Annotated in this window: 23 protein-coding genes and 2 pseudogenes; 11 read left to right on the forward strand and 14 right to left on the reverse strand. The window is 40.2% G+C overall.

Going from position 1 to position 23,451, the window contains the following annotated elements; all coding sequences use genetic code 11:
- Positions 1 to 36: 36 nt before the first annotated feature.
- Positions 37 to 1,005: an ADP-ribosylglycohydrolase family protein gene (locus FXW07_RS05085; RefSeq protein WP_229394498.1), complete on the reverse strand. Its 969-nt coding sequence runs from the start codon at positions 1,003 to 1,005 to the stop codon at positions 37 to 39.
- A 1,241-nt stretch (positions 1,006 to 2,246) separates the two neighbouring features.
- Here FXW07_RS05085 and FXW07_RS05090 point away from each other — a divergent pair.
- From FXW07_RS05090 to FXW07_RS05100, 3 genes are read left to right on the forward strand one after another with little or no spacing between them, the layout of a single operon-like run.
- Entirely contained in the window at positions 2,247 to 2,408 is a 162-nt protein-coding gene (locus FXW07_RS05090) for a hypothetical protein (protein ID WP_229394499.1), read from the forward strand.
- Positions 2,408 to 2,716: a hypothetical protein gene (locus FXW07_RS05095; RefSeq protein WP_229394500.1), complete on the forward strand. Its 309-nt coding sequence runs from the start codon at positions 2,408 to 2,410 to the stop codon at positions 2,714 to 2,716. Before FXW07_RS05090 ends, FXW07_RS05095 begins: the two co-directional genes overlap by 1 nt.
- Positions 2,673 to 3,485, forward strand: a complete 813-nt coding sequence (locus tag FXW07_RS05100) for a winged helix-turn-helix transcriptional regulator (protein WP_229394501.1) — start codon at positions 2,673 to 2,675, stop codon at positions 3,483 to 3,485. The genes FXW07_RS05095 and FXW07_RS05100 overlap by 44 nt, the downstream gene beginning before the upstream one ends.
- Before the next feature lie 180 nt (positions 3,486 to 3,665).
- Here FXW07_RS05100 and FXW07_RS05105 read toward each other — a convergent pair whose 3' ends face one another.
- Positions 3,666 to 6,404 carry a calcium-translocating P-type ATPase, SERCA-type gene (locus tag FXW07_RS05105; RefSeq protein ID WP_255678712.1) on the reverse strand — a complete coding sequence of 913 codons (2,739 nt, stop codon included), beginning with the start codon at positions 6,402 to 6,404 and terminating at the stop codon, positions 3,666 to 3,668.
- Positions 6,405 to 6,980: 576 nt separating this feature from the next.
- On the opposite strand from FXW07_RS05105, the gene FXW07_RS05110 reads away from it, so the two are divergent.
- Together FXW07_RS05110 and FXW07_RS05115 are read left to right on the forward strand one after the other, a co-directional pair.
- Positions 6,981 to 8,315 (forward strand): NAD(P)/FAD-dependent oxidoreductase, encoded by a 1,335-nt coding sequence (locus tag FXW07_RS05110; RefSeq protein WP_229394502.1) that lies wholly within the window; start codon positions 6,981 to 6,983, stop codon positions 8,313 to 8,315.
- Between the two features lie 492 nt (positions 8,316 to 8,807).
- Positions 8,808 to 9,080 carry a DUF3303 family protein gene (locus tag FXW07_RS05115; RefSeq protein ID WP_011305536.1) on the forward strand — a complete coding sequence of 91 codons (273 nt, stop codon included), beginning with the start codon at positions 8,808 to 8,810 and terminating at the stop codon, positions 9,078 to 9,080.
- Between the two features lie 298 nt (positions 9,081 to 9,378).
- Here FXW07_RS05115 and FXW07_RS05120 read toward each other — a convergent pair whose 3' ends face one another.
- From FXW07_RS05120 to FXW07_RS05135, 4 genes are all read right to left on the reverse strand, one after another.
- Positions 9,379 to 10,809 (reverse strand): aldehyde dehydrogenase family protein, encoded by a 1,431-nt coding sequence (locus tag FXW07_RS05120; RefSeq protein ID WP_229394503.1) that lies wholly within the window; start codon positions 10,807 to 10,809, stop codon positions 9,379 to 9,381.
- A gap of 203 nt (positions 10,810 to 11,012) precedes the next feature.
- A complete protein-coding gene (locus FXW07_RS05125) occupies positions 11,013 to 11,285 on the reverse strand; it encodes a MarR family transcriptional regulator (protein ID WP_229394504.1) in 273 nt (90 codons plus the stop codon).
- Positions 11,286 to 11,602: 317 nt separating this feature from the next.
- Positions 11,603 to 12,805, reverse strand: a complete 1,203-nt coding sequence (locus FXW07_RS05130) for an MFS transporter (protein ID WP_229394505.1) — start codon at positions 12,803 to 12,805, stop codon at positions 11,603 to 11,605.
- Between the two features lie 706 nt (positions 12,806 to 13,511).
- Complete coding sequence (locus FXW07_RS05135; protein ID WP_229394506.1) at positions 13,512 to 14,606, reverse strand: hypothetical protein; 1,095 nt, start codon at positions 14,604 to 14,606, stop codon at positions 13,512 to 13,514.
- Positions 14,607 to 14,746: 140 nt separating this feature from the next.
- On the opposite strand from FXW07_RS05135, the gene FXW07_RS05140 reads away from it, so the two are divergent.
- Positions 14,747 to 15,076 (forward strand): pyrimidine dimer DNA glycosylase/endonuclease V, encoded by a 330-nt coding sequence (locus FXW07_RS05140; protein ID WP_048122486.1) that lies wholly within the window; start codon positions 14,747 to 14,749, stop codon positions 15,074 to 15,076.
- A gap of 5 nt (positions 15,077 to 15,081) precedes the next feature.
- On the opposite strand, the gene FXW07_RS05145 is transcribed toward FXW07_RS05140, so the two are convergent.
- The 3 genes from FXW07_RS05145 to FXW07_RS05155 form a co-directional block, all read right to left on the reverse strand.
- Entirely contained in the window at positions 15,082 to 15,657 is a 576-nt protein-coding gene (locus FXW07_RS05145) for a permease (RefSeq protein ID WP_229394507.1), read from the reverse strand.
- Positions 15,657 to 16,094: a permease gene (locus tag FXW07_RS05150; protein ID WP_229394508.1), complete on the reverse strand. Its 438-nt coding sequence runs from the start codon at positions 16,092 to 16,094 to the stop codon at positions 15,657 to 15,659. The genes FXW07_RS05145 and FXW07_RS05150 overlap by 1 nt, the downstream gene beginning before the upstream one ends.
- Before the next feature lie 298 nt (positions 16,095 to 16,392).
- A complete protein-coding gene (locus tag FXW07_RS05155; protein ID WP_229394509.1) occupies positions 16,393 to 16,722 on the reverse strand; it encodes a PadR family transcriptional regulator in 330 nt (109 codons plus the stop codon).
- Positions 16,723 to 17,189: 467 nt separating this feature from the next.
- Here FXW07_RS05155 and FXW07_RS05160 point away from each other — a divergent pair, with 467 nt between their 5' ends.
- Genes FXW07_RS05160 through FXW07_RS05170 form a run of 3 tightly spaced genes read left to right on the forward strand, consistent with a single transcriptional unit; the run spans position 17,190 to position 18,579 of the window.
- Positions 17,190 to 17,786 (forward strand): hypothetical protein, encoded by a 597-nt coding sequence (locus tag FXW07_RS05160; protein ID WP_229394510.1) that lies wholly within the window; start codon positions 17,190 to 17,192, stop codon positions 17,784 to 17,786.
- A 53-nt stretch (positions 17,787 to 17,839) separates the two neighbouring features.
- The gene (locus tag FXW07_RS05165; RefSeq protein WP_229394511.1) at positions 17,840 to 18,166 is read left to right on the forward strand and encodes a carboxymuconolactone decarboxylase family protein; all 327 of its coding nucleotides are present in this window, start codon (positions 17,840 to 17,842) and stop codon (positions 18,164 to 18,166) included.
- A 17-nt stretch (positions 18,167 to 18,183) separates the two neighbouring features.
- On the forward strand, positions 18,184 to 18,579 hold the full coding sequence (locus FXW07_RS05170) for a hypothetical protein (protein WP_229394512.1): 396 nt from the start codon (positions 18,184 to 18,186) through the stop codon (positions 18,577 to 18,579).
- A gap of 454 nt (positions 18,580 to 19,033) precedes the next feature.
- Here FXW07_RS05170 and FXW07_RS05175 read toward each other — a convergent pair whose 3' ends face one another.
- The 5 genes and pseudogenes from FXW07_RS05175 to FXW07_RS05195 all read right to left on the reverse strand — a co-directional run.
- Entirely contained in the window at positions 19,034 to 19,723 is a 690-nt protein-coding gene (locus tag FXW07_RS05175; RefSeq protein ID WP_229394513.1) for a DUF169 domain-containing protein, read from the reverse strand.
- Positions 19,724 to 19,764: 41 nt separating this feature from the next.
- Positions 19,765 to 20,055, reverse strand: coding sequence for a DUF4405 domain-containing protein (locus FXW07_RS05180; protein ID WP_346655629.1), 291 nt, complete (start codon positions 20,053 to 20,055; stop codon positions 19,765 to 19,767).
- 89 nt (positions 20,056 to 20,144) lie between these two features.
- Positions 20,145 to 20,519 carry a NifB/NifX family molybdenum-iron cluster-binding protein gene (locus FXW07_RS05185; protein WP_229394514.1) on the reverse strand — a complete coding sequence of 125 codons (375 nt, stop codon included), beginning with the start codon at positions 20,517 to 20,519 and terminating at the stop codon, positions 20,145 to 20,147.
- A 226-nt stretch (positions 20,520 to 20,745) separates the two neighbouring features.
- Positions 20,746 to 21,039, reverse strand: a pseudogene (locus tag FXW07_RS05190) (DUF134 domain-containing protein); the annotation flags it as partial.
- Positions 21,040 to 21,081: 42 nt separating this feature from the next.
- A pseudogene (locus tag FXW07_RS05195) lies at positions 21,082 to 21,186 on the reverse strand (IS5/IS1182 family transposase); the annotation flags it as partial.
- 545 nt (positions 21,187 to 21,731) lie between these two features.
- Here FXW07_RS05195 and FXW07_RS05200 point away from each other — a divergent pair.
- Positions 21,732 to 22,829 (forward strand): iron ABC transporter substrate-binding protein, encoded by a 1,098-nt coding sequence (locus tag FXW07_RS05200; RefSeq protein WP_229394515.1) that lies wholly within the window; start codon positions 21,732 to 21,734, stop codon positions 22,827 to 22,829.
- On the forward strand, positions 22,826 to 23,449 hold the full coding sequence (locus tag FXW07_RS05205; protein WP_229394516.1) for a class I SAM-dependent methyltransferase: 624 nt from the start codon (positions 22,826 to 22,828) through the stop codon (positions 23,447 to 23,449). The genes FXW07_RS05200 and FXW07_RS05205 overlap by 4 nt, the downstream gene beginning before the upstream one ends.
- Positions 23,450 to 23,451 lie beyond the last annotated feature (2 nt).

A 23,451-nucleotide genomic window follows, 5' to 3' on the forward strand; every position in this document is an offset into this window, starting at 1 on the left:
AAAACCTCAAATTTACCTCAATAGTTCAATCAAATTTCAAGACCTCAATTTACGTCCTGAAAGCTGAAAATATTTTTCAAGCAAAGGCCCGACCATTTCCTCCAGTATTTCTTTCTCCTTAAGTGCTTCAATCCAGGAAATAGGCACTGCGTCAACTCCCAGTCTGGCTCCAAGAATACCTCCTGCTACGCTTGCAACCGAATCCGAGTCTCCGGTAATATTCACTGTGGTCTGGATTGCTTTTTTATAATCATTCGGATAACGTAATATGCAAAAGTATGCCAGGGCAAAAGTTTCGTCCGCATACCATCCCTGCCCGAGTTTCTTCAAACCTTCTTCGTCTTCGATGTCACTATAAGCCGTGATATAGGAACTTTTCAGTGCCTGAGTGAATTCCGGAGAGATTCCCTGAGTTACCTCAAGAAGCGGTTCAAACATTTCCCTGGGTTCTATCCTATCAAGGGCCAGTTTCACTGCATATGCTCCTGCAAGAGAAGCAGCTTCTGCAACTGGATGAGAGTGAGTAATCCGGCCTGAAGCCAGGGCAACTTTAACCAGTTTCTTTGGATCATCTCTGTAAATGAAACCGAGGATTCCGGCCCGCATCAGGCTTCCGCAGGTTTTTGAATTTAGTCCGGAATTGCTCCAGTGAATTCCGTCCCTAAGGTTCAGGGCTGCGCCTCTGGTAGTTGCTCCTGCACCAAGATCAGGCTCATCCAGCCAGAGTACAAGTTCCTCTGCAATCTTGTCCATAAGATCGGGAAGTTCAAGTTCTGCTCCTCGAAGCAGAGCCCTAGCAAGTACAAGCATTAACTGGGTATCATCAGTCCAGGGAGAATTGGGTGGGAGTTCAAGGATTCCTTCCTCCCCATACTTCTTTTGGATTTGCTCAAGGGTTAGATGTTCTACCGGACGTCCGAGGGCATCCGCGCAGGCGGTGCCGTAAAGGTAGCCGCAAAGTTTTTTTTCGATATTTGAAGCATTATTAATATCTCTGGTTCTCATTGTTTCGATCCTATACCTCTCTTGATTACGGCTTTCATAAAGTATGAGTTTATCCCAACAAAATTTAGAATGGGTCTCCAAATTTTCAAACTCTGAATGATCAACCAGTTAGAATATGAAATTAATCCTGATTCTTTTTGATGTGAAAATGAGCCTTGTTTTGGGATGAACTCTTTTTATGATCACAAAATGCATGCTGCAATCATAGTAGATTGCCCCACAATGCTTGTTTTCTCATTAATTATTTAAACCTGAACTTAAAACCTGAACTAATCACAAATAAAGTTGAATTTATCTTTATACTTATTTTGATGTAGTCATAAAAGTAGCTAATGTTTAGCCATCAAAAAATTTCAGCGCAAAATTTTTCACTTTCAAAAAACTCTTCAATTTTTGGAGGCACTTTCATCGAAAATATTCATTCTTCTTTATCCATTTCTTTTTATTTGCTGTTTCCTATCCGCACCGGGCAGAGTTTGTCTATGCAGTTGATCATGCAATAGAGTGCGGTGCAAAACAACTGGATGAGAGCTTTAGGCTCATGAGAGATTTTGGTTGGGTTCAGTGTAATGATAACGAGAATTCAGAAAAGAAACCAATATGTGGAAATGCCTATGTAGGGGATGTTTGGTACTCACAAATTCTGGATATTGCCAGAAAATTTGGCAATGTACCAAAAGATCTGTAGTGCGATAGGGAGAAGTTTCATGAATTACCAGGGATTCTACAGAGGTTAACAATAAAACTGTTAAATAATTTGAATATATATAGTGATCCCTCCCAATATAGAGAAAAAGAGATTGCGTTATGTTAGTATACTTAATAAATATATCGAAAAATTTCATTTATGAAAAAATATGACTCGTGTACATTATAGATAAAACCCGGTGTTACTATATAGGTACCCTAAATAAGTCAACTAATATCGATTTTTTCCATATGGATCTTTCTCTAATAAGAAACTCATCGCAAAATCAAAAAATGACATCATTTGACATCAGTTTACAAAACAGACTGAAGTATATTGTAAATGTCAAACATTTTTAATTACGGCTTAAGATGCCGATTCAAGGTGCCTGATTAGTAACAATCCGGTATAATCAACTTCATGGTTAAAAATTGTACCTTAAACAGTAGACTAAATATAAAATACAATTTTTAAAAATTTTGTGATTTTATTTATTTAATACTTAGTCAAAAGATTTATATACCGTTTTTTTCACCTTTTTTTTGGTGATACTTTGACAACTTCGAACTTAGTAGACTCACATGGGGAAGTTATTTTGACTTCTACCGGAAAAGAATACATTGTCGAACGCTTGAACGAAATGTCTCCTGTTTCTGAAATCTCACTTTCCCCCATTTTGGTAGAGGAAGAAGAGGACGAAGAAGAGGTGCCATAATGACATACATAAAACAGGGACAGAGTAAAGTTCACAAAGCAACTGTCCCTTCAGGAACAACTGCTCTTACCTTGATGTTGAATTGGGGAAATACACAAAGTAAACTGTCCCTTAGTCCCTATGACCCTGAAGGACACATTCTTAGGACCTACTATGATAAGGATGATCCAAAAGGAGTAGACGGTAAAATAAGCCTCAAGATATCCTCTCGATATGGTATGGAATCGGGAGTCTGGAGGTTCAAGGTAAAAGGTGTATCTGTCCATGGAAATGAGGATTACACATTTAAAGTCTATGCGCACCATTGAGCTTCAAAAAAAGCTCATCTTCTGTTTATTATTTTTTTCATTTGTTCTTTTAATATCAACATCTGAGGCTCATGAGTATATAGTACAACCCATTTCAAGTGACCAGGTAGGAGTCCCAATTAACGGAGAAGAAGTAACAGAGCTTGAGGTCACTGAAATACCCTACTGGCAGTTTCTGTTATGGCTTGGTATGATGTATATTTTAGCCACAGTCGACCTTTTCTACCCTAAAAAGCTTTTTTTCTCAATAGTTGGATATCGAATTGTAAATCCTGGGAATGTACTTGAAAATTCCAGCCGTTTTAGAGTTTATAGATATATAAAAACCAAACCTGGAGCATATATTGGTGAAATTGTAGAACAGGTTGGTTTAGATAGAGAAATAGTAAAATATCACATTAAAACCCTTAAAGCTAATAAAAAGATTGAATCCTATAAAGACGGTGTGAAGACAAGGTATTTTGAAAATCTTCTTGTTTACAATGAGGATGAAAAAAAAGTTATTTCTGTTCTTCAAAACTTAACTAACCAGAAGATAATTATAGAGATAATAAATGGAAATTGTAACACGAATGTAGCTCTTGCACAAGAATTTGGAGTTTCCAGGCCAACAATTAGCTGGTATATGAAGAATCTCAAAGAAAATGACCTTATAATAGAGATAAAAGAAGGAAGAAGCATAATCTACAAAATAAATCCTATATATAAACCCCATATTGAAAAATATATCCGGCAGTTGCAGGACTCTTACATTAACACGTATACGTAAACACCTTAAAAAGAAAGACGCGGCCCTAACTGTGCAAAGTACTGGTTTTAGAAACCCAGTTTTAAAATAGAGACTTTTGATATCTTCCGGGATCATCAAAATATGGTATTTATTTCAATGACAGTTGGCAAACATCGCTAAAAAAACAAGAAGACAATAAAAAGTCTCTTAAAAAGTCTCTTAATTTTTTTTCTGAGAACTTTTTCCTGAGAAATATTTTACGAGTTCCATTGAGATCAGCGTGGTAGAAGCAAGAGACAGCACCACTCCCCATTCAAAGAGAGAAAGTGGAACGGTCCGAAAAGCGGTCTGGAAAAAAGGAACATAAATTACCACGAGTTGCAGAACTATTGTTGTCAGGACTGCATAAACCAGAGGTTTGTTCGTAAAAAGCCCCAGGGAAAAGATCGAGTATCGGTCAGACCGCCAGTTAAAGGCGTTAAACATCTCTGAGAAAACTACCAGCGTAAAGATCATGGTCTGGAGTTTCTCAATAGAGAAATTTCTGTCAAGAGCCCAGTTTAAAACGAGAAGAGCCTGGAGCGCAATCAACCCTCCAATTCCCAGACTAGCTGATATTTCCCGACGGGTGATAAGCCCTTCCTCAACGTTTCTTGGCTTCTGTCTCATAATACCATTGTCAGGAGGCTCAACTGATAGGGCCATCGGAGGAAGCCCGTCCGTAATCAGGTTAATCCAGAGGATCTGAACAGCAATAAGAGGCAGGATTTGCCATCCCAGGATAGCAATGAGAACTATGAGAACCTCACCGATATGGGCTGAGAGTCCGTAAGTGATGAAGTTTCTAATATTTTTGAATATATTTCGCCCTTCCTCAACCGCTGCAACAATCGACGCAAAATTATCATCCGTAAGGATCATGCTTGAGGCTTCTTTGCTGACATCCGTGCCAGTAATTCCCATAGCTATTCCCATATCTGCAGCTTTAAGGGCAGGAGCATCATTTACCCCGTCTCCGGTCATTGCTACGACATAGCCCTTTTTCTTAAGGGCGTCTATTACTCTTAACTTATGAGTAGGATAGACCCTGGCATAAACCGAAACCTTCTCTACCTTCTCTTCGAACTCGACATCCCCAAGGCTATCAAGCTCCGAGCCTGTAAGAGTAAGATCGTTTTCCTTTAAAATCCCCAGTTCCTTTGCAATTGCAGACGCCGTAATCTTATGGTCTCCTGTTATCATTACGGTTTTAATGCCTGCATCTTCACATTTCTGGATTGCAACCTTTACTTCCTCTCTTGGAGGGTCTCTCATGCCCATTAAACCTGAAAAGACCATATCTTCTTCTATTCTCTCTGAAGGGGGATCTTTTGAAGAAGATTTTTCGATATCGAGTTCCTCATCCAGAAGACGAAATGAAATAGCCATAACCCTGAGGGCCTGATCAGCCATTTCCTTAACTTTTTCTTCAATCAACTGCTTCATTTCGGAAGATAAGGATTTTATTTCACCGTCAAGAAAAATCTTCGTACATGAGCCAAGAATCACTTCAGGGGCTCCCTTTGAGAAAGCAGTAAGTCCTTTTACAGGTAAGCTGCCAGAATCGGCTTCCAGTTTATTGAAGGTAGTCATTCTTTTTCTTTCAGAGGAAAAGGGTATTTCTCCAAGGCGAGGATATTTTTGATCAAGCTCAACTTTATGGAACCCTGACTTTGCAGCAACAACCACAAGAGCTGCCTCCGTAGGGTCTCCTTTGATCTCCCATTTATCACTTTCCTTAAAAAGACCAGCATCGTTACAGAGAACAGCTCCCATCAAGAGAATCTGAAGATGGGGATCATCTGTAGAAACTTTTTCATCTCCATTAAAGAATTCTCCTTCAGAAGAATATCCTGCTCCCGTAACTTTCAAAACCTGCTTATTAACACAAATTTTTTCAACTGTCATTTTGTTCTGTGTAAGCGTGCCTGTCTTATCCGAACAGATAACATTTGTGGCTCCAAGCGTTTCTACGGATGGCAGTTTTCTTACAAGGGCGTGCCTTTTGACCATACGCCTCACCCCAAGCCCAAGCCCTACTGTAACAACCGCAGGGAGAGCTTCAGGGATAGCAGCAACCGCAAGAGCAACACCCCATAAAAACATATCAAGGAGAGGAAATCCGTAAAAAACCCCAAGCATTGCAACAAAAGCTACAATTAAAAGAGTCGCAGTACCAATCCATCTGCCGAACTTGTCAAGGCTTTCCTGTAAAGGAGTTCTGGACCTCTCTATTGTCCCCAGAAGCCCGGCAAGTTCCCCAAAAGCCGTATTCATTCCGGTTGCAGTAACAATGGCACTGCCTCTTCCGTAAGCAACTGCAGTTCCTGTGTAGACCATGTTTGTCCGGTCAGCTTCAGGAGTTTCGGAAGGAAGGGCTTCTATGCTTTTCTGAACCGGCACGGATTCTCCTGTAAGGGAGGATTCGTCAGTTTTAAGATTGAACCCTTTGATTATCCTGGCATCGGCTGGAATGCGGTCTCCGGTCTGAATAAGGATCAGATCTCCAGGAACGAGATTCGTTGAGGGAATTTTATTTTCAACCCCGTCCCTTATAACAGTCGCTTCCGGTGAGGTAAGGGACCTTAGAAGCTCAATTGCTTTCTCGGCTCGATATTCCTGCACGAAGCTGAGAATTCCTGCAAGAAATACCGTAAAAATAATGACTATTGCATCAACGAACTCCCCAAGAAGAGCCGAAACAATGGAGGCCGTTATCAAAATAATGATCAAGATACTTTTAAACTGTGAGATAAAGAGCTGCAGGACCGAAACTTTTTCTTTTTCTTTAAGTTCATTTTCACCATACTCCTCAAGCCTTTTTTCGGCTTCCTCAGAACTCAAACCTGCTTCTGAGACTCCAAACTCTTCAAAAACGGAGTTTATTTCCTGGTCGTAATACACCCCTTTACCCCTCAAGCCTCCGGATTATCTGGAGAGATTCTCAACTATAGTCCTTAACGTAAGTATTTGCACTTACTTTCTAACCATGGGAAACGTGGAAAACACGGAAGAATTGGACCCATATTTCCTTTTCTGTGGTTTCCGTGATTTTCGTGGTTAACCTTTTACTTCAGATTGGTGACGAAATTTTGGTCCTTGACTATAATTTGACTATAATATATCTGCTTATCTAATATAAGTTTCAAAGGATATATAGTGGTAAAGCCCATCGACAGGGTAAGGGGTTTTCAAAGTATATATGTGGTAAAACCCATCGATAGGTTAAGGGGTTTTCAAAGAACTATTGTATAAGAACTTTTGTGGAAAAAGAGATATAACACTTTAGCTTTTTTTCTATTGAGATAGGGGTTTGAAATCTGTTTGAAATCTGTTTGAAATCTGTTTGAAATCTGTTTGAAATCTGTTTGAAATCTGTTTGAAATCTGTTTGAAATCTGTTTGAAATCTGTTTGAAATCTGTTTGAAATCTGTTTGATTTCTTAAGGGGCATTAAGATTCTGTTTAAAAGTAACAGATAAGGGAAAAGTTGGGTATGAAAATCGTAATAGTAGGAAGTGGGCTCGCAGGGCTGTCAGCCGGGTATAAGCTTTGCAAATCGAATGAGATTGTTATTTTTGAAAAAGATGCGGAAATCGGGGGGATGGCTGCAAGTTATTGTCAGGATTTTGCTGGAAAGAAGTACTTTATAGAGAAATATTATCACCATATATTCAGGAGTGATTCAGAGCTTCTTGACCTGATCAGAGAACTGGGGCTTGAAGGTCAAATGCTGTGGCTTAAAGGAAAAAACGCCTATTTTGTGGACGGTAAAAACTATCCCATGAATACCCCTGCTGAAATTTTAAGGTTTAAACCTCTTTCTTTTAATGATCTGGTAAAACTTGGGCTGCTGGTGCTCAGAATAAAGCTAATAAATGATACGACTTCCTACGACAGAATAAAGGCAAAAACCTGGATTCTTGACACTGCGGGACAATCCGTATACGAAAACTTTTTTGCTCCTCTCATGAAAAGCAAATTCGGTGAAAATGCTGAAAACGTTTCTGCAGCCTGGCTTATAGGGCGTGTGAAAATAAGGTCAGATAGGGGAAAAGAAGGGGAAAAACTGGGGTACCTGAGAGGAGGTTTTAATTCTCTTATAGAAGCTCTGGCAAAGGAAATCACTGCAAAGGGAGGCAGGATCTTACAGAATAAAATAATAACGGAAATAATAATCAAAGACAATACAGTGCAGGGAGTGGTGGCAGACGGGGATTTCATACCCTGCGATGCGGTGATTTCAACTGTTGAACCCAGAGTACTGGATATCCTTACGAAAGGCAAACTTGGGACACTTCACGCGACCCTGCAGGATATTCGGTATCAAGGAACTGCGTGTGCCCTTATAGGACTTGAAAAAGGGCTTATGAAAGATGGGAATTACTGGTTGAACATAAAAGCTGACGTGCCTTTTGGAGCCGTAATTGAGCACACCAATTTTATGCCTTTTGAGGACTATGGAGAACACCTCGTTTATGTAACCTCCTATTTCCAGGATGAAAACGATGCTCTCTGGCTGAAGACGGAAGACGAAGTTCTGGATTCTTACCTGAATGGCCTGGAAAATATGTTTCCTGATTTCTCAAGAAACGATATCCACTGGACGAAATTCTTCCGAAGAATGGATACTGCACCTGTATATGAACAGGGGTACCTTGAAAAGGTTCTGCCGTTTGCTCCAGGCCCATCTGGACTTTACCTGGCAGGAATGTTCTCATCAACCAATTATCCGGAAAGAAGCATGAACGGCTCTGTAAAAGCCGGGTTTGAAGCTGCAAAATTCTTCACGAAAAAAGAAGAGAAGTGCGAGGTTTGCTGGCTTGACTGAGAAACCTGCCCCCTGTGTTTTTATTTCCTGTGTTTTTATTTCCTATGTTTTTCATTTCCTATGTTTTTATTTCCTATGTTTTTCATTTCCTGTATTTTCATTAAAAGTTTTGTGCGCCTGATGAAGCCCCCGGACTTAATATAGTCTTTTAGGACTAACTATTATATAGGCTAAGGGATGATAATATATTGTCTGTATCTGCGTGCAGAAAGAAGTTCTGCATGATTACCTGTCCTTTCGGATTTATCATTTATGGGGATTTAAGCAATGATGAATTAGGAAAAGACAGTAAAACTCTAAAAAATCTGGACTTCTGCCGTTAGTCGGCATTTGGGGGCTTGCTGGTCAAATCCGCATTTGTGGAGATGGCACAGGAGAATAGACTTGTTTTCCCTTGAGCTTTGCTCTCAAAGAGATCCCGGATGCTATAAAAAGCTGCCCTGGCTTCCGGGAAGGGGTATTGGCAGCATAAAATAAGAGGAGTGGTAAAAGATGTTATTCATGGACGTTAGTACCTGGGACCCTTCGAACCGCGATAAGATCCTTGAGCATTTTAAGAAACTGGAGATTCCAGAAGGAATCGATATCATTAACCAGTGGGTTGACCTTTCCGGAAATCGCTATTACATCCTTTACGAAGCCGAAAGTGCCGAAGCTTATGGAGCTTTCAACTTGCCCTGGTCGGATGTTTGCGTAATTGACAGCGTGCCGGTTATGGAAGCTTCCGAATTTATGCAACTTCTGCCCAAATATCAGAAAAAATAAATTTTATGATTCGATAAGTTTTATAATTTATTGATACGGTTTTTTAGAAAAAGGTCCGATGAGCTACATGTTAACTAGCTCATCGAAAAATCTTTATTTTATCAGTCTTGATTGTCAGGGCTTTCTTGAAGCTTTTTTTACTGAGTATATCAAGTTTTTAGCAGTACTACTTTAGATTTTAGTATTACTGTTTTAGATTTCAGCATTACTGTTTTAGATATCCGCATTACTGTTTTAGATTTCAGCATTACTGTTTTAGATTTTTAGCATTACTGTTTTAGATTTCAGCATTACTGTTTTAGATCTTTAGCATTATTGTTTTCAGATCAAGATATTCAGAAAGAGCATCAGGCCCGTTTTCTCTTCCAATCCCACTCTCCCTGGTACCCCCAAAAGGAACTTCAGGAGCAACCTTAAGGTGCTGATTAAGCCAGATAATTCCTGCATTCAACTGTTCGCATCCTGCACGAGCCTTATCAAGGTTTTTTGTCCAGATAGAGGCGCCAAGCCCATAGCAGGTATTATTTGCTTCTTCAATTGCTTCATCAAGGTCTTTTACCCGGACTACAGGCAGGACCGGACCAAACACTTCTTCTTTCAGGAGCCTGGATTCCCTGGGAACATCTACAATAAGCGTAGGCTCGAAAAAATATCCCTTACTGCAGGTGCTACTTTCTGGAACTCTGCCTCCTGTAATTATCCTGCCCTCATCCTTTTCTTCGACATCTGCGACAAGCTCTTTTATATACTCCCATTGCCTGCGGTTGTTAAGGGGTCCCATATCGATGTTTTCATGCAGCCCGTTTCCAACCCTTAAATTTCGGACGCCTGCTTCAAGCTTTTTTATGAATCTTTCTGCTACGGATTCAAAAACAAACAGCCTTTTTACAGCAGTACAGGCCTGCCCACAATTGTAAAATCTTCCCCTTAGGGCTCCTGCGACTGCAGCTTCAAGGTCAGCATCATCACAGACCAGCATTGGATCACTTCCCCCTAGCTCAAGGGTTACTCTTTTCATCCCGCCGGCTGCAAGTTCGGCTATACGTTTCCCTGTTCTCGCTTCTCCGGTAAAGGAGATTTTTTTAACTTTCGGGCTCTTAACCAGGCTTTCTCCCACAACCTCACCAGGGCCTGTAACGATATTGAGCACACCTGGCGGAAGCCCTGCCTCGCTGAGGATAGAAGCCAGGGTAAGGTTAGTAAGAGGGGTATTGCTTGCAGGTTTCAGGACAAGCGTATTTCCTGAGATCAGAGCAGGGCCGATTTTCCATGCCATAATAAGTGCAGGCATATTCCAGGGAATTATGGCTGTACAGACTCCCAGAGGCTTTTTTACAGTAAAAGCGTATCCATTTTGATGAACTGGAACAAAATCTCCGTGAAAACTGCTTGCAAGCCCGCAATAATACTCAAGGACATGTGCAAAACCTTCTATCTCGTTTTTAGATTCGGCAAGAGGTTTACCCTGTTCCCGAGTAAGCAGGAAGGCAAGTTCATCCTGTCTCTGTCTTACAATTCCCGAAGCTGTGTAAAGAATCCTGGCTCTTTGCTGCGGAGATGTGGAAGCCCATCCATTAAAAGCTGACGATGCCGATTCAACGGCTATTACCGCATCATCTTCCGTGCCTTTTGGTACCCGGTCAATAAGTTCACCTGTTGCCGGGTTTATGATATCGAAAAATTCGCCGCTGCATGCGTCCACAGCTTTTCCGTTAATCTGCATTTTCATATCTATCAGTATTCATAAAGACCTATTTTAAGATAACAAGAGGTACGGAGATTATCTGAAAATCAGATTATCCTTTCTATAACAGATAGTCGATGACAATCGAACAAATCCACTAACTTCTTATCGCGCTTATTCATCGATCAGCCTGTCAAAAATAAGGAGCTTGAATTCCGATTCATGAAATTTAAATGAAGCCTTACGAATCAACCGCCTGAGAAGTTCTCTTTCTTCAATTGTGAAATCCGAAAGGAGCATATCGGCAAAAAAACCAATTTTTCCAGAATCACCTTTCTTACTTCCTTTCCTTCTTCAGTTAGATAAACCCTATAAGCCCGAAGGTCATTTTTATCTCTTTGTCTGTACACGTAACCTTCTTTTTCCAGGTTCTTGATCGATCTTGTACTTGTTGCTTTGCTAACTTTAAGCGTTTTTGCAAGAATTTCCTGCGATATGCCATCCTTGAGGTATAAAACCATTAAAAAAAATCAAATTGTCCGCTTCCTATCCTGTAAGCTTCGAATTATTTTGCCATACAAGCTAGATGGCTCCGGTAGATGATGGCGATCGAACCGAGAATTTCTCTTGGATCTGCCATGATTTTATCCTCCATTTTATAACGCCGGGAAGTTTGCTTTGGAATAAGTTAGTTAAGAATTAATACCGGATGAAACTAATTTGGGATTACAATCGTAGATTTTCAGGTTTCGTAGATTTTAGGTTTCGTAGATTTTTAGGTTTCGTAGATTTTCAGGTTTCGTAGATTTTTAGGTTTATATTTTCTTTCAGGCACTATTTAGAAATGTCCAACACCTTTGCGGCGCATAGCTTTTTTCCCATGTAGTAAATAATACAATAGCAGGCACACCACCGCAAAAACTGCCATGAGCATGTATATTCCTCTGTAACCAGTAAAAGGAATAATAAATCCAACCATCAAAGGCCCAATTCCCATTCCGATGTCTGAAAACGCAAAATAGGTTGAATTCGCCAATCCCATACGGTGTTGTGGAGTTATTTTAACAGAAATGGCCTGAGTACTGGACTGTATAGCTCCGAATCCAAGCCCTATCAAAGCTGCAGCTAACAAAATTGTATAACTGTGATGAGTTTGGCTAAACAATATCATTCCAGCCGTAAATATCAGAATTGCCGGGTACATGATTGCATTTTCACCTTTGGAGTCAAACAGTCGACCAATAATCGGCCTCGAAACTAAAATTACTGCGGCATATACTATGAAAAAGAAGCTGGCTGCATCCACGAGATGAATTTCCTTGGAATACACTTCAAGGAAGGACACAACACTCGAATAACAGCTGAAAATAAACATACAAACAACTGAAATTGGAATTACCCTGGGTTCAAAGAAGTTGTTAAATTTGAATCCCTTCATTTTCTCAAGCTGTTCTTTTGTTAATTCCATTTTATGTAAGGGTGATAAAAATGGCAGAATCACAAGACTGATTGCTGAGGCAACTGCACAGGTAGCAAAAATCATGATGAAACTGCCATGCTGGCTAATGAACATACCTAAAAAGGGGCCGATAGCGGTTGCGAGTATCTGACTTAATCCGAAATAGGCAATCCCTTCACCCTTCCTCTCCAGAGGAATAATATTTGCAACGATTGTAGCCGTTGCTGTAGTAGTAATGCCAAATCCCATGCCATGAAGAAAGCGGACAGTAAACAGAAGAAAAATATTATTAATCCTAAAATATAATAGCGTCATAATTAAGCTTAAAATAACTCCCGCGTAAAGGGTCTTCTTATGACCGATTTGTCCGATCCATTTTCCGACAAACAGACGTGCAATAAGTCCGCCAATTATGAATATGCTGGCAGAAAAGCCCGCTTCACCTGGTGATGAATTAAATTTACCCATCGCATATCCAGAGATGACTATCATCAATAAGTAAAAACTTAAAGCAGCTATAAAATTTTCAACGAAAATGACTACAAAATCGTTAGTCCATAATCTTGATTTTTTTGAATTCATATATTATGTCTCTTTATGTCTCTTTTTCTTTTGGAGATCTCTTAAGATTAGTAAAACGTGCTACTTTTTGTGTATTTAAAAAAGCCATAATCGAATTCGGAAAGCTAGCATACAGGTTTACCGTATCTGTTTGGTGGCAGCCTAGACCAGAGGCTGTTTCGGTCTAGCCTTTTTTCATATGTTGAACTATTCTCGGATAACTATTCTCGAACAACTATTCTCAGATAACTGTTCTCAGAGAATTATTCTAGAAGTACTATGTTTGAATTAGTTACATTATGAAAATAATTTGATCTTTATACATTTTTAACGTATATATTAGTTACTAATGAAATCAAATTAGGATCCGAATTTGTTGTATCCTGAAATGATTTCGCAGACTCACAACCATTTGGAAGTCTAATTCATAATACAATCGCAGGAGACGCAAAARGTTAAATGTTGAATAAATTCCAATTTCATTTTGGTATYGTGGAATGATTGCGTAAAATGAAACAAATTCAAAGTTTAAGTAAAATAATGTGYCATCTGTATRCGATATACAACTGTAATAAAAGATGTTTAAAAAGCGAAATAATTTTGGGATAAAACATTTATTCGGTTGAAAATATATTACTGTTTTTATCCGTACAATTTGAAGAGGATACGATAAAATTGGTTTTGGGATGATGTCATTAAATAAATTATTTTTCGAGTTTAAACTTCATCATTTGCGCTTCCAGGGTAATATTGCAGCTTCAAATGCCAGAAGAGGCCCAATGAACAGCCCTGCCCAGAACAGAAGCCCGGCTATTCCCAGACCAGAGAAGTAAAGCCGTTTTTTTGTGGAACCAGTGCCATAACCTTCATCTTTGAGGCTTAAGGCCATTGCAATAACTCCAAGTCCTACACTGGCAAAAATCAGAATGAAAGTAATAAAAACTTCTGAGGAAAATGAACTTTTACTCAGTGAGATCAACATCTGAAATATATATGACATTCCTGTGCCAAGAAAGAAGAAGCCTGCAAGTATTCCTGAAATGCGTGCAGGATTAAACCCGGCTATAGACTCCCTTTTTAAGAAAATTGCTAGAATCCCGGCTGCAAGAGTTAGCGCAAGCGGAGTAAAAATCAAAAACAGTCCCTGCCCCTCCCAATGATAAATCTTTATCTGGCTCAGGGGTACGGATACCCATTCTTTCAAGGTAAAAGTTTCTCTGTATCCCAGAATTAGCCCATAATTTCCTTTTCCTGGGATTTCTCTTTCCTGCAAACCTTTTTCCTGTATTTCATCTTCTCCTTTTCTCGAACCTGCTTCCTGTATTGCACCTACTGCAATGTAATATGTTCCACTTTCCGGAGCTTTGATATCGATCTTAACAAGTGAGTAAAAGGCACCTGGAGTAAATCCCTCATATACAGGGCTTTCAGGCAGGCTGTAGGAAAGCACTTTTGCACCGTATCTTTCGGGGACTTCCAATCTCTCGGGTATTTTTTCTTCGTCCGTAAGTCCTGGTCCGATAAGAATCAGGCTCGGGGTAAAACCCTTATGTCCATCTTCAACGGGAATAGTGAGCCCGAGTACTATTCTCTCTCCTTTTTCCACATTAAAACTGTAATACCGAAGATCTCCTGAAGCAAGCTCTCCGTAAAGCACCCTTGATTTCGAAGGGTCTTCAATATGGATTGCTGTTTCAGGACTTTTCCCGGCCCCTCCGAAGACCGGCACATGGGCAAACGCAGGAGCGGATAAAAAGGATATAATAACCAATATAATAACCAGCAGAAAAATTCCAGAATACCAGAGGATGCCCTGTCTCATGGACTATATTTTCTCAAATAGTATGTAAATATGTATAAGAATAAAGAATCAGACACAGAACATGGGTTTTAATTTTTAGATTAAGTAAACTTTTCTCCATCTCCGAAAACCCTTTCTTATATGTGCCAGGAATTCATCTTATGAGAATCTGGGATATACCTCCTGAGAAGATGTGCAGGCAACATCTTCTAGGGGAACACCGTGAGTTACATGCTCTATGGTCTATAATCACCAATAACAAGAAAGCTTATGCCCACCACCCCGAGACCCTTCGATGGAAAGGAAAGTTAAAAGCTCTTTATCTGCGGCACGAAGCACTTGTCAGGGAAATGACTGAAAGGGGTTATAAACATCATACCCCTCTTGATCCTGCTCTTGCTACAGGAAAAGCTGTGCAGGACGAGTTTGTGGATTCTTATGACAAACAGGTTCAGATCCTGAAAGAAAGAGGGTGTGAGTGCAGGGTATGACTTCTTCAGGGCAACTCCATTTCGGCTTTCCTGTACAGGGATTCTCTGGAATCTTCCGGCATCACCTTTTCGATTATTATTGAGAACAACAGGAAAAAAGGGAGTCCAACGGCTGCATGGATTGCTGTGAACTTTAGTCCCATATATGAGATTTCATAAAGTAAGATGGGGAGCTTTGTGGTGGACCAGACTCCCAGGAAAAACAATATGTATGCCAGCCTTGCTCTCTTTCTCAGGAGGAGAGCCGTAATAGGGAAAGCGACATAGAGAGGGCCTGCAGCTGCGGATCCCAGGAAAAGAGCCATAAGTATTCCTTTCCAGCCGGAATCTTCTCCCATGTATCGAATGATTGTCTCCTTCGGGACCCAGACGTCCAGCAGCCCCACAAGGATGAAAACCGGAGGGAGAAGGCTGAGCATTTCTTTTGTATTCGAAACGGATATGTCAAAGGCTTCTGTTCCAACTGACCTGTTTGTAAAATATATGGCTGCAATTACAAGGGCAAGGCCTATCGCAAACCTGTACTTCTTCAACATGGTGGAGATTCCGGGGTTCATGGCATTGTTTTCATTGCTTATCATCACATAAGCCTCCAGATTACGACAGTAAAAATTATGGACACCAGAAGTGCCGAGATGTTTCTGAGGATTGCCGTGTATCTGTTGAAATATTTTATTTCCACAGGAAGGGTCATAACTCCAACAGCCATAAGAGTAGAGACAAAAGCAGCAATCTGGGCATACCCTGCCCCATCTTTAAGAAGGGCAGCTCCCAGAGGGAAAGTAACAAAACTGGGGATAAGGGTAACCGATCCTGCAATCAGGGCAACTGCAATCCCGAATGGGCCGGACTCCGCTCCAATCAGTCTTGAGATCGTTTCCGGGCTCAGGATTGCCAGAGAAATTCCCACAAACATCATAATTGAGAGAACCTCCGGCAGAAGGGATGAGAAGGATTTCCAGGCTTTGAGGATAGCTATTTTCGTTTTTTTCCGGTCTTTGAAAAAGGAAACGACCAAAAAAATAAAAGCCAGGGCGTAAAGAATTATACCACTCAGGGGACCACCACATTTTTTCCATTTTTTAATTCAAGGGATATTTTATTTGGCATGAAAGTGCTTTCAGGTGCTTTCATTTCTTTGCGCCTGTTATTCGAAGAATTTCATGTCCATTTTTTTGAATTTCATATCCTCTTTTTGAATTTCATATCCTTTTTTTGAATTTCATATCTTTTTTTTGAATCTCATGTCAATTTTTTGAATTTCTGGAGAGTTTTTTAATTTCAGGATGAACTTATTATTTTTGAGTAACCAGGGTTCACAGTTTCCTGAATGCGTTGAGGAAATATTCCAGGTTTTTCTTTCTCATTTCTATGTCCTGCCGGAACTCCTCCAGTTTTTCCATCCCTTTTGGGTTTATCCTGTACCACTTTTTAGCAGGCCCGGGTTCTGATGTGTCCCAGTAGGACTCAACAGCCCCTTCTTTTTCCAGATCCTGTAGAGACCTGTAAAGGGAAGGCCCATCGATTAGATTGAAAGGCAGCTCTTCTTCCATTTTGTTGAGCAAGAGAGATCCGTAGGCGGGTTCCTTTGCAAGGAACAGTAATATAAATGCAGGGGTATGTCGCCCGTATTTGTTTCTGGACATTATGATCACTGTTTTATGATATTCGCCGGTGTAACTGGAGTGTGGATGTAATTGGAATGTCAGTGTTATGCGGCGGGAATCTTTCAATATGTGTTTTACTTATCTAGATAATATTTACATCATAGTGTAAAACACACTAATATACAAATAACATTATCATGCATTTCACATATATACTTTCCGGTGTGAACAGGACTTCCTTCTTTGACTATTCTTTCTTTTCGGAAATCTAATTTTTATATATAAATATATCGTAATCATTATATACTATTAGTATTAAATAGATAGAGAAACTGACTTATGGGAATAACACTGTTCTAATATTTGATTTGATGGATATAGAAAAAAGTTCAGTGTAAAAGCCCGTTTTAAGGTCCAGTTTTTGGAGCTGGTCGGGATCTTAGTCCCCCTTTATAACGTTACTTTATAAGACTGAATCTGAATGGGTTCTGGCTCCGGAGATTGTAATGATGCTTGTGCTGGATGAAGAAGAAATTGGAGTCCTTGAATGCATTAAAGAAGTCCAAATCGAGTGTGGATTTCATATTCGAGACGTTATAAAAAAAGCAAAAGCCGGATATGGGTTATCAAGGTCGACAGTTTACGAAATAGTAGGTTATCTGGAGTTTCACGGCCTTATAAATACGAATAAAGCCGGGAACAGAGAAATTGACGAATCTGTAGCTTACTTTGTAACGTGTCAGGGGTGCGGAAAGAATATCCCGGGAAGTGAATATGTCAAAGAAAACGGAAGGCCGATGTGTGAGGACTGTTATCTGGAAGGGCACCAGAAAATAAAGTTTGCAGACCCTGTGGCAGTGCGTTCTAAAAAACTCTTCAGAAAACAGCACGGATTTGAAGGGACAGACGGACTAACAGAACTGCAAAAAGAGATCTATGAATTTATCCTGGAAGAAGGAGGAGCAACCCCCGAAAAGATCTCGACGCTTTTCAAGCTCACTTTGCAGGAGACCATGAACCAGCTTGCAATATTGCGGCACTGCGAGCTTTTGAAGTGGAGAAAAATGGGAGAAGAAATGTATATGGTGCCTTTTGACTCTTGAATTTCTTATGCAGTGTATGTGTGTACTCTGAAGCATACTGAGGTGAACGGTTGATGGATAAAACCGAGATGAATGAAAGGATGAAAGAAATGGCCGGGGAACTCCCGGGAGTGATGAACGCTGTAATGGGACTTCATTCCGAAGTCGTCAAAGACGGGGCTTTAAGCGCCAGGACAAAAGAGCTGATGATGGTAGGGATTGCAGTTGCCCTTCGCTGTGAACCCTGCCTGTGGAAGCATGTTCCTGAGGCTGTAAACTTGGGAGCTACCCGTGAAGAGATTATGGAGGCTGTCAGTACTGCCATAGTAATGGCTGGTGGGCCTGCAGTAGCATATGGATCTGTGGTGGTTCTTACAATTCTGGATGAATTGAACGTTTGAAAAAATGAGGTGAAAAATTGACTGAAGAGATAACCAATCCTGTCAAATGCCACATTTGTGGGCGTGAAATGGAAAAAGAAGATTGTATAGAAGAGGAAGGCAAGGTTTTCTGTGAAGATTGTTTCATAGAAGCTCACCATAAGATTCAGGTCTGTGACCCCTGGGCAGCTTATTCCAAGAAAGCCTTCAGAAAGGAGGCCGGGCTTGAAGGTACAGAGGGCCTGACTGAATTACAAAAAGCCATCTATGAATTTATCGTCTCCAGTGGTGGGGCAAAAAAGGAAGAAATTGCAAAAAAGTTTCAAATATCCCTTCTGGAAACCGAGAACCAGTTTGCTATTCTGAGGCATTGTGAGCTGTTAAAAGGGCAAAAAAGAGCAGATGGCGTGTATCTTGTACCTTTTGAGAGTTAATAACTCCAAAAAGACTTTATTTTAGTTCAAGTCACAAAATAGAAGTAAATTTTCTCCAAAAATATTCTAAAATTAATATGTGTAACCAGAAAAGTTACTTAATAGTGATTAATTAACCTCTTTTCCTTTTATAAAATACATCATGGGCATATACATTTTTATTTACTGAATCTCTCAAAAACAGAATCTTATTTTATTTGCTGAATCTCTCAAATACAAAATCTTATTTTATTTACTGTATCTCTCAAAAACAGAATCTTATTTATTTTATTAATCAGAAATAAAATTATTTTGTGACAGTTATTTACTTGAAGGTTAGATAGGTCTTGTGTAAAACCTATCCAGATCCGCTTCAAGATGATGAAACAAACAATATGTATCAGAGTATTCACTCAGGTTGTGGAGTTTGTTATTTCAGCGAACTTTATAAACCTGAAGATACTCTTCTCGAAACTTACTTCGGACAAATTTCTTTGAGGCCAGCAGCTACATCAGCCAGAAGTTCAATGGGTATTCCCATAATCATTTCTTCGTCTGCGATTTTGGTGTATGTCCTGCTACCGCTGCAACCGACTGTGACTCCGATCTTGCCTTCTTTATATACATTTACAACCCCGTCTGAGCACAGGCTCTGCTTTCCTGCAAAACTCGCTTCAACCCTGCCGCCTGCTTTATACATTGCAGCCTGTGTAAGTAACATTATTTGTTTAGGATAACCGATAACCACAACAACATCAGGGACAAACGTGGTTTTTTCCAGAGGAGAATACAGGATGGCTTCTGTTGAGTTTGGGGGAAGCTTTGGAACTCTTTCAAGGGTACGCCTTGCAGCGCCCTGGGTGCTGAACTGTTTGAGTTTATTAAAATAAAATTCTCCACTTGCGACTTTTGGGGGCATTTCGCCAAGGCCCATTGCACCGGCTCCGCCTTTGCACATCTGGTCTTCCCCAAGGGTATAGAACTCTTCACCTGTTCTTCTAACCCTATCAACCAGCTGGCAGTGCCTCATAGTCTCATCTACTTCTTTCATTCCTTCGGGAATTTCTCCTCCTTTCGGGATCAGCTTTACTGCAACAGGGGACGTTTTCAGTTTCAGGCAGTCTACAAGTTCTTGCCCGTATCTGTTTATTTCTTTAATATCCATTCTCTCAACTCCGACTTTTAGATTCTCTTTGAAAAATTTTCTTATCGGACTTTATCAGTCACTGTATTAGTCTCACAAACAGCGTTTTTCTTTCCTATTCTGAAAAATCTCTTTGTGGTACATAGAATCCATTGACCATGCAGGATAAGATGGACAACTATAAGAATAACTATCAAGATCCCTGCTTTGCTGTGTATCCAAATCCAGGTAGCTTTCGTTAATCCCATATATACTATATATTGCCCTCTTGGAATTCCTGAAGGTATTAAAAAATACATAACTAAACCTGTAACTGCAACAATAAAAAATAAAGTTGTCAGAATAAGGTCAATTAAGTAATTGGTTTCTTGTCGGCTTACGGTTCCACCTCTTTAGATAGCTCTGATTCAAGCCCCAATTCAAGCATTGTTAATTAAGTAGTTTAGTGATGAGAACAATTACAGGTGCCGTTCATAGATATTTCTTGCAACGATCCATTATTATAGTCCTCAACTGCATTGGAAACCTTACCCTTTATTCCTGCAAATACTTTGATGTTCTTTTCCGCCAGTGACATTAATGGCCTTCCGCCAATACCCGCGACGAGCACAGCATTAACATTATTTGATTCCAAAATTTTTGACGGAGCAGCGCAATTATGCTCGATCTCAGGAGACAGGTTACTTATTGTTTTAACACTTTCAATATCTTTCTCTTTTACATCCACGATAGTAAAATATTCGCATGAGCCATAATGATAACAAACGTCAGATTCCAATCCACTGTCATTCATCGATGGTATAGCAATTTTTGTCATTTTTCACACTTCCTGCTTTAACGTTTAACGCTGCTGTTTTCCCCTTGCTTTTGGAGCAGCAATAATCGTTCTCAATGAAATTATTTCCTCTTCCGTTGCCGCCTACTTGATAAACGATTTCGGAGCCGCATTTTGGACAGCTATCTGGGTGCTCAGTATTGCACTGTAATTCCCATCTATACTCACACCCGCTGCAGAGGAATTCGACTTTACACTCCCCTCTATTTATATACTCTCCTCCGGAGATCTCTATTGCTTTTCCATTTACAAGGGCATCAGTCACTTTCTGTCGGGCCTTTTGCAGATCATTCCAGAAGGTTTTTCTGGAGATACCCATAATATCTGCGGCCTCGTTCTGATCAACGTGAATGAGATCGCAAAGGCGGATAGCTTCAAGCTCTCCTATGGATAAGTTAATAATTTCGAGATCGCAGAGAGAAACCTTCCTGGGTTTATAATATGTGGCTTTTGGAAGGCACGATACCCTGCGTTTAACTCTATTTACCATCAAATTACTCATATGCGATTTATTATATATAACTTGCGAACCGTGCTGATTCGCTTAGACCCTCTCCAAAAAGTCTTGCTCTCTAAATGTTATCCATGCACACGCGAAATGAGGAATAGCAAAGTAATTCTCAATTTTCTTTTCCCGTCTTATAATGAGTCCAGTAATAAGCCAATCTATAGTTGTTTTTTGTTTTAATTCAGCGTCTTATGACGATATTCATTGTGTGAAAAAGACATAACTGTGATTTTGGTGATGTCTATAGGACTTACGCAGTTGAAATGAAAAATCAACAGCATCGAACTGTTAACCGTCTTAAACATGGTCATCTCACTATTTTTAACTCCTGCATCGAAATCCAATAAAGTCGTGTCAAATTAAAAATCGATAACAGACGCGATTGCAAATATGCTACACTTTTTCTGCGGAAAGTGGGCTGACTAATCTATAAATCGTAAAAAGCAAACTTATAAATATATAGTAGTAGGAAATAGGTTACCGTTTTCCTATTAATCTGCCATGAAAACAATTAACTGATATAGCAAACATGCTGAAAACTATCAGTCGACCGTAAAAACGAAGAAACTTTGTAAAAAGCGTGTTCAAGAGCGTTTTTCCAGTTTCCACCTGTAAGAATATATATTTATAACATTATGTTCATGCAAACATAACGATTAAACTATAAAAGTCGGTCAGGTATTTCTATGCGTGGAAAAATAAGTACAATACTACTACTCTCTATTCTGGTTCTGGCTGTTGCATCCTGTGGATGTGCAGAAAATGCGAATCAGCAGGCTGTTCAAAACTCAAGCACGATACAGATCACCGACATGTTGGGCAGGCAGTTAACTGTGCCAGCGGAAATCTCTTCAGTTGTAGCCACTTCTCCGCCGTCCACCATCCTCGTGTATATGCTTGCTCCGGACAAACTTGCAGGGTGGAACTTCAAAAATAATTTTACTCAACCTTTCATGGCTGAAAACTATTCAAACCTGCCTGTAATAGGGGGCTGGTTCGGGACACAGACCGGGAACTATGAAACTATAATCAACATGCATCCTGACATTGTAATTGAAGGATACACCACTGATGGGGAAATCCATGAGGCTATAGAGCGCAGACAGGAAAATTTTGGAAGCATTCCTGTAGTGGCTGTTAATGATTCTATTATCTTCGTCAACAAATCTGATCCTACCATACAATATGTGGGTAAACTTCTTAATTGTGAAGACCAGGCACAAAAACTGATTGATTTCCGCAGTTCAGTCCTTAGTGAGATAAATAACACTGTAAAAGACATTCCTGAAGACCAGAAAGTACGTGTTTATTATGCCGAAGGTCCAAAAGGGCTAATGACCGATCCTTCAGGTTCTCAGCACTCCCAGGTCATTGATATCTGCGGTGGCATTAACGTTGCAGACTGTCAGCTTACGCCAGGGAATGGCATGACGCAGGTTTCAATCGAACAGGTTATGAACTGGAACCCTGAGGTAATCATCACTTCAAATCCACAGTTCTATTCAACAGTTTACTCTGATTCTCTCTGGTCAAGTGTAGATGCTGTGAAAAATAAAAGAGTGTACCTTGCTCCTCAGAATCCTTTCTGCTGGATTGACAGGCCACAGGGCCCTCACCTTATTCTCGGAACTGCCTGGACTGCAAAAATGCTGTATCCTGATCTTTTCACAGATATGGACCTCTCCGAACTGACCCGTGAGTTCTACTCGGAATTCTTCCATTATAATCTCACAGATAAAGAACTTGATACACTACTTAACCCTTCAGCAGAGGTCAAGACGTGAGCGAGAAAGACAAATCTCCGGGCTTTCCCTATATTGCAGAGAATATCTTTGCCCCCATCTACCCTGTAATAGCTGCTAATATTGTCAAGCAAAGCGGGATAGAGAAAGGTATATGCCTTGACCTGGGATGCGGTATCGCATCCCTCGGAATTGCTGTTGCGGAAATAACGGATATGCAGGTATATGGAGTCGATATTTCAACTGAGATGTGCAGGCTTTCAAAAAACAAAGCTTTCCGCCATTGCATTTCAGGTAAAGTTGCTCCTGTGCAGTCTGATGTACACCTGCTCCCTTTCAGGAATAATTGTGCAGACCTCATAGTAAGCCGTGGTTCCGTATTTTTCTGGAATGACCTGCCTGTTGCCTTTAATGAGATTTCTCGCGTTCTTGCTCCGGGTGGGCAGGCATGGGTAGGAGGTGGCTTCGGCACAAAAGAGTTGAGAGCACAGATCTCTGAAAAAATGGTTGAAATAGATCCGGACTGGCATACAAGTTCAAAAGAACGTCTCAGTCCTGAAAACCTTCAGGATATAAAGGAAGCTGGAAGGCAGACAGAGATTCCCTGTCATGTAGTCCAGGATGACTCTGGGTTCTGGATGGTATTAAGCAAGGAAGGTTAAAA

The organism is Methanosarcina sp. DH1 (genome assembly GCF_020804205.1).
GTDB classification, from domain to species: Archaea; Halobacteriota; Methanosarcinia; order Methanosarcinales; family Methanosarcinaceae; genus Methanosarcina; species Methanosarcina vacuolata.

What these genes read in the sequence shown, in the direction of transcription:
- FXW07_RS05085 (WP_229394498.1), bottom strand. Translation starts at nt 1,005, where the DNA reads ATGAGAACCAGAGATATTAATAATGCTTCAAATATCGAAAAAAAACTT.
- FXW07_RS05095 (WP_229394500.1), top strand. Translation starts at nt 2,408, where the DNA reads ATGACATACATAAAACAGGGACAGAGTAAAGTTCACAAAGCAACTGTC.
- FXW07_RS05100 (WP_229394501.1), top strand. Translation starts at nt 2,673, where the DNA reads ATGGAAATGAGGATTACACATTTAAAGTCTATGCGCACCATTGAGCTT.
- FXW07_RS05110 (WP_229394502.1), top strand. Translation starts at nt 6,981, where the DNA reads ATGAAAATCGTAATAGTAGGAAGTGGGCTCGCAGGGCTGTCAGCCGGG.
- FXW07_RS05115 (WP_011305536.1), top strand. Translation starts at nt 8,808, where the DNA reads ATGTTATTCATGGACGTTAGTACCTGGGACCCTTCGAACCGCGATAAG.
- FXW07_RS05120 (WP_229394503.1), bottom strand. Translation starts at nt 10,809, where the DNA reads ATGAAAATGCAGATTAACGGAAAAGCTGTGGACGCATGCAGCGGCGAA.
- FXW07_RS05125 (WP_229394504.1), bottom strand. Translation starts at nt 11,285, where the DNA reads ATGGTTTTATACCTCAAGGATGGCATATCGCAGGAAATTCTTGCAAAA.
- FXW07_RS05130 (WP_229394505.1), bottom strand. Translation starts at nt 12,805, where the DNA reads ATGAATTCAAAAAAATCAAGATTATGGACTAACGATTTTGTAGTCATT.
- FXW07_RS05135 (WP_229394506.1), bottom strand. Translation starts at nt 14,606, where the DNA reads ATGAGACAGGGCATCCTCTGGTATTCTGGAATTTTTCTGCTGGTTATT.
- FXW07_RS05140 (WP_048122486.1), top strand. Translation starts at nt 14,747, where the DNA reads ATGAGAATCTGGGATATACCTCCTGAGAAGATGTGCAGGCAACATCTT.
- FXW07_RS05145 (WP_229394507.1), bottom strand. Translation starts at nt 15,657, where the DNA reads ATGATAAGCAATGAAAACAATGCCATGAACCCCGGAATCTCCACCATG.
- FXW07_RS05155 (WP_229394509.1), bottom strand. Translation starts at nt 16,722, where the DNA reads ATGTCCAGAAACAAATACGGGCGACATACCCCTGCATTTATATTACTG.
- FXW07_RS05160 (WP_229394510.1), top strand. Translation starts at nt 17,190, where the DNA reads ATGATGCTTGTGCTGGATGAAGAAGAAATTGGAGTCCTTGAATGCATT.
- FXW07_RS05165 (WP_229394511.1), top strand. Translation starts at nt 17,840, where the DNA reads ATGGATAAAACCGAGATGAATGAAAGGATGAAAGAAATGGCCGGGGAA.
- FXW07_RS05175 (WP_229394513.1), bottom strand. Translation starts at nt 19,723, where the DNA reads ATGGATATTAAAGAAATAAACAGATACGGGCAAGAACTTGTAGACTGC.
- FXW07_RS05185 (WP_229394514.1), bottom strand. Translation starts at nt 20,519, where the DNA reads ATGACAAAAATTGCTATACCATCGATGAATGACAGTGGATTGGAATCT.
- FXW07_RS05200 (WP_229394515.1), top strand. Translation starts at nt 21,732, where the DNA reads ATGCGTGGAAAAATAAGTACAATACTACTACTCTCTATTCTGGTTCTG.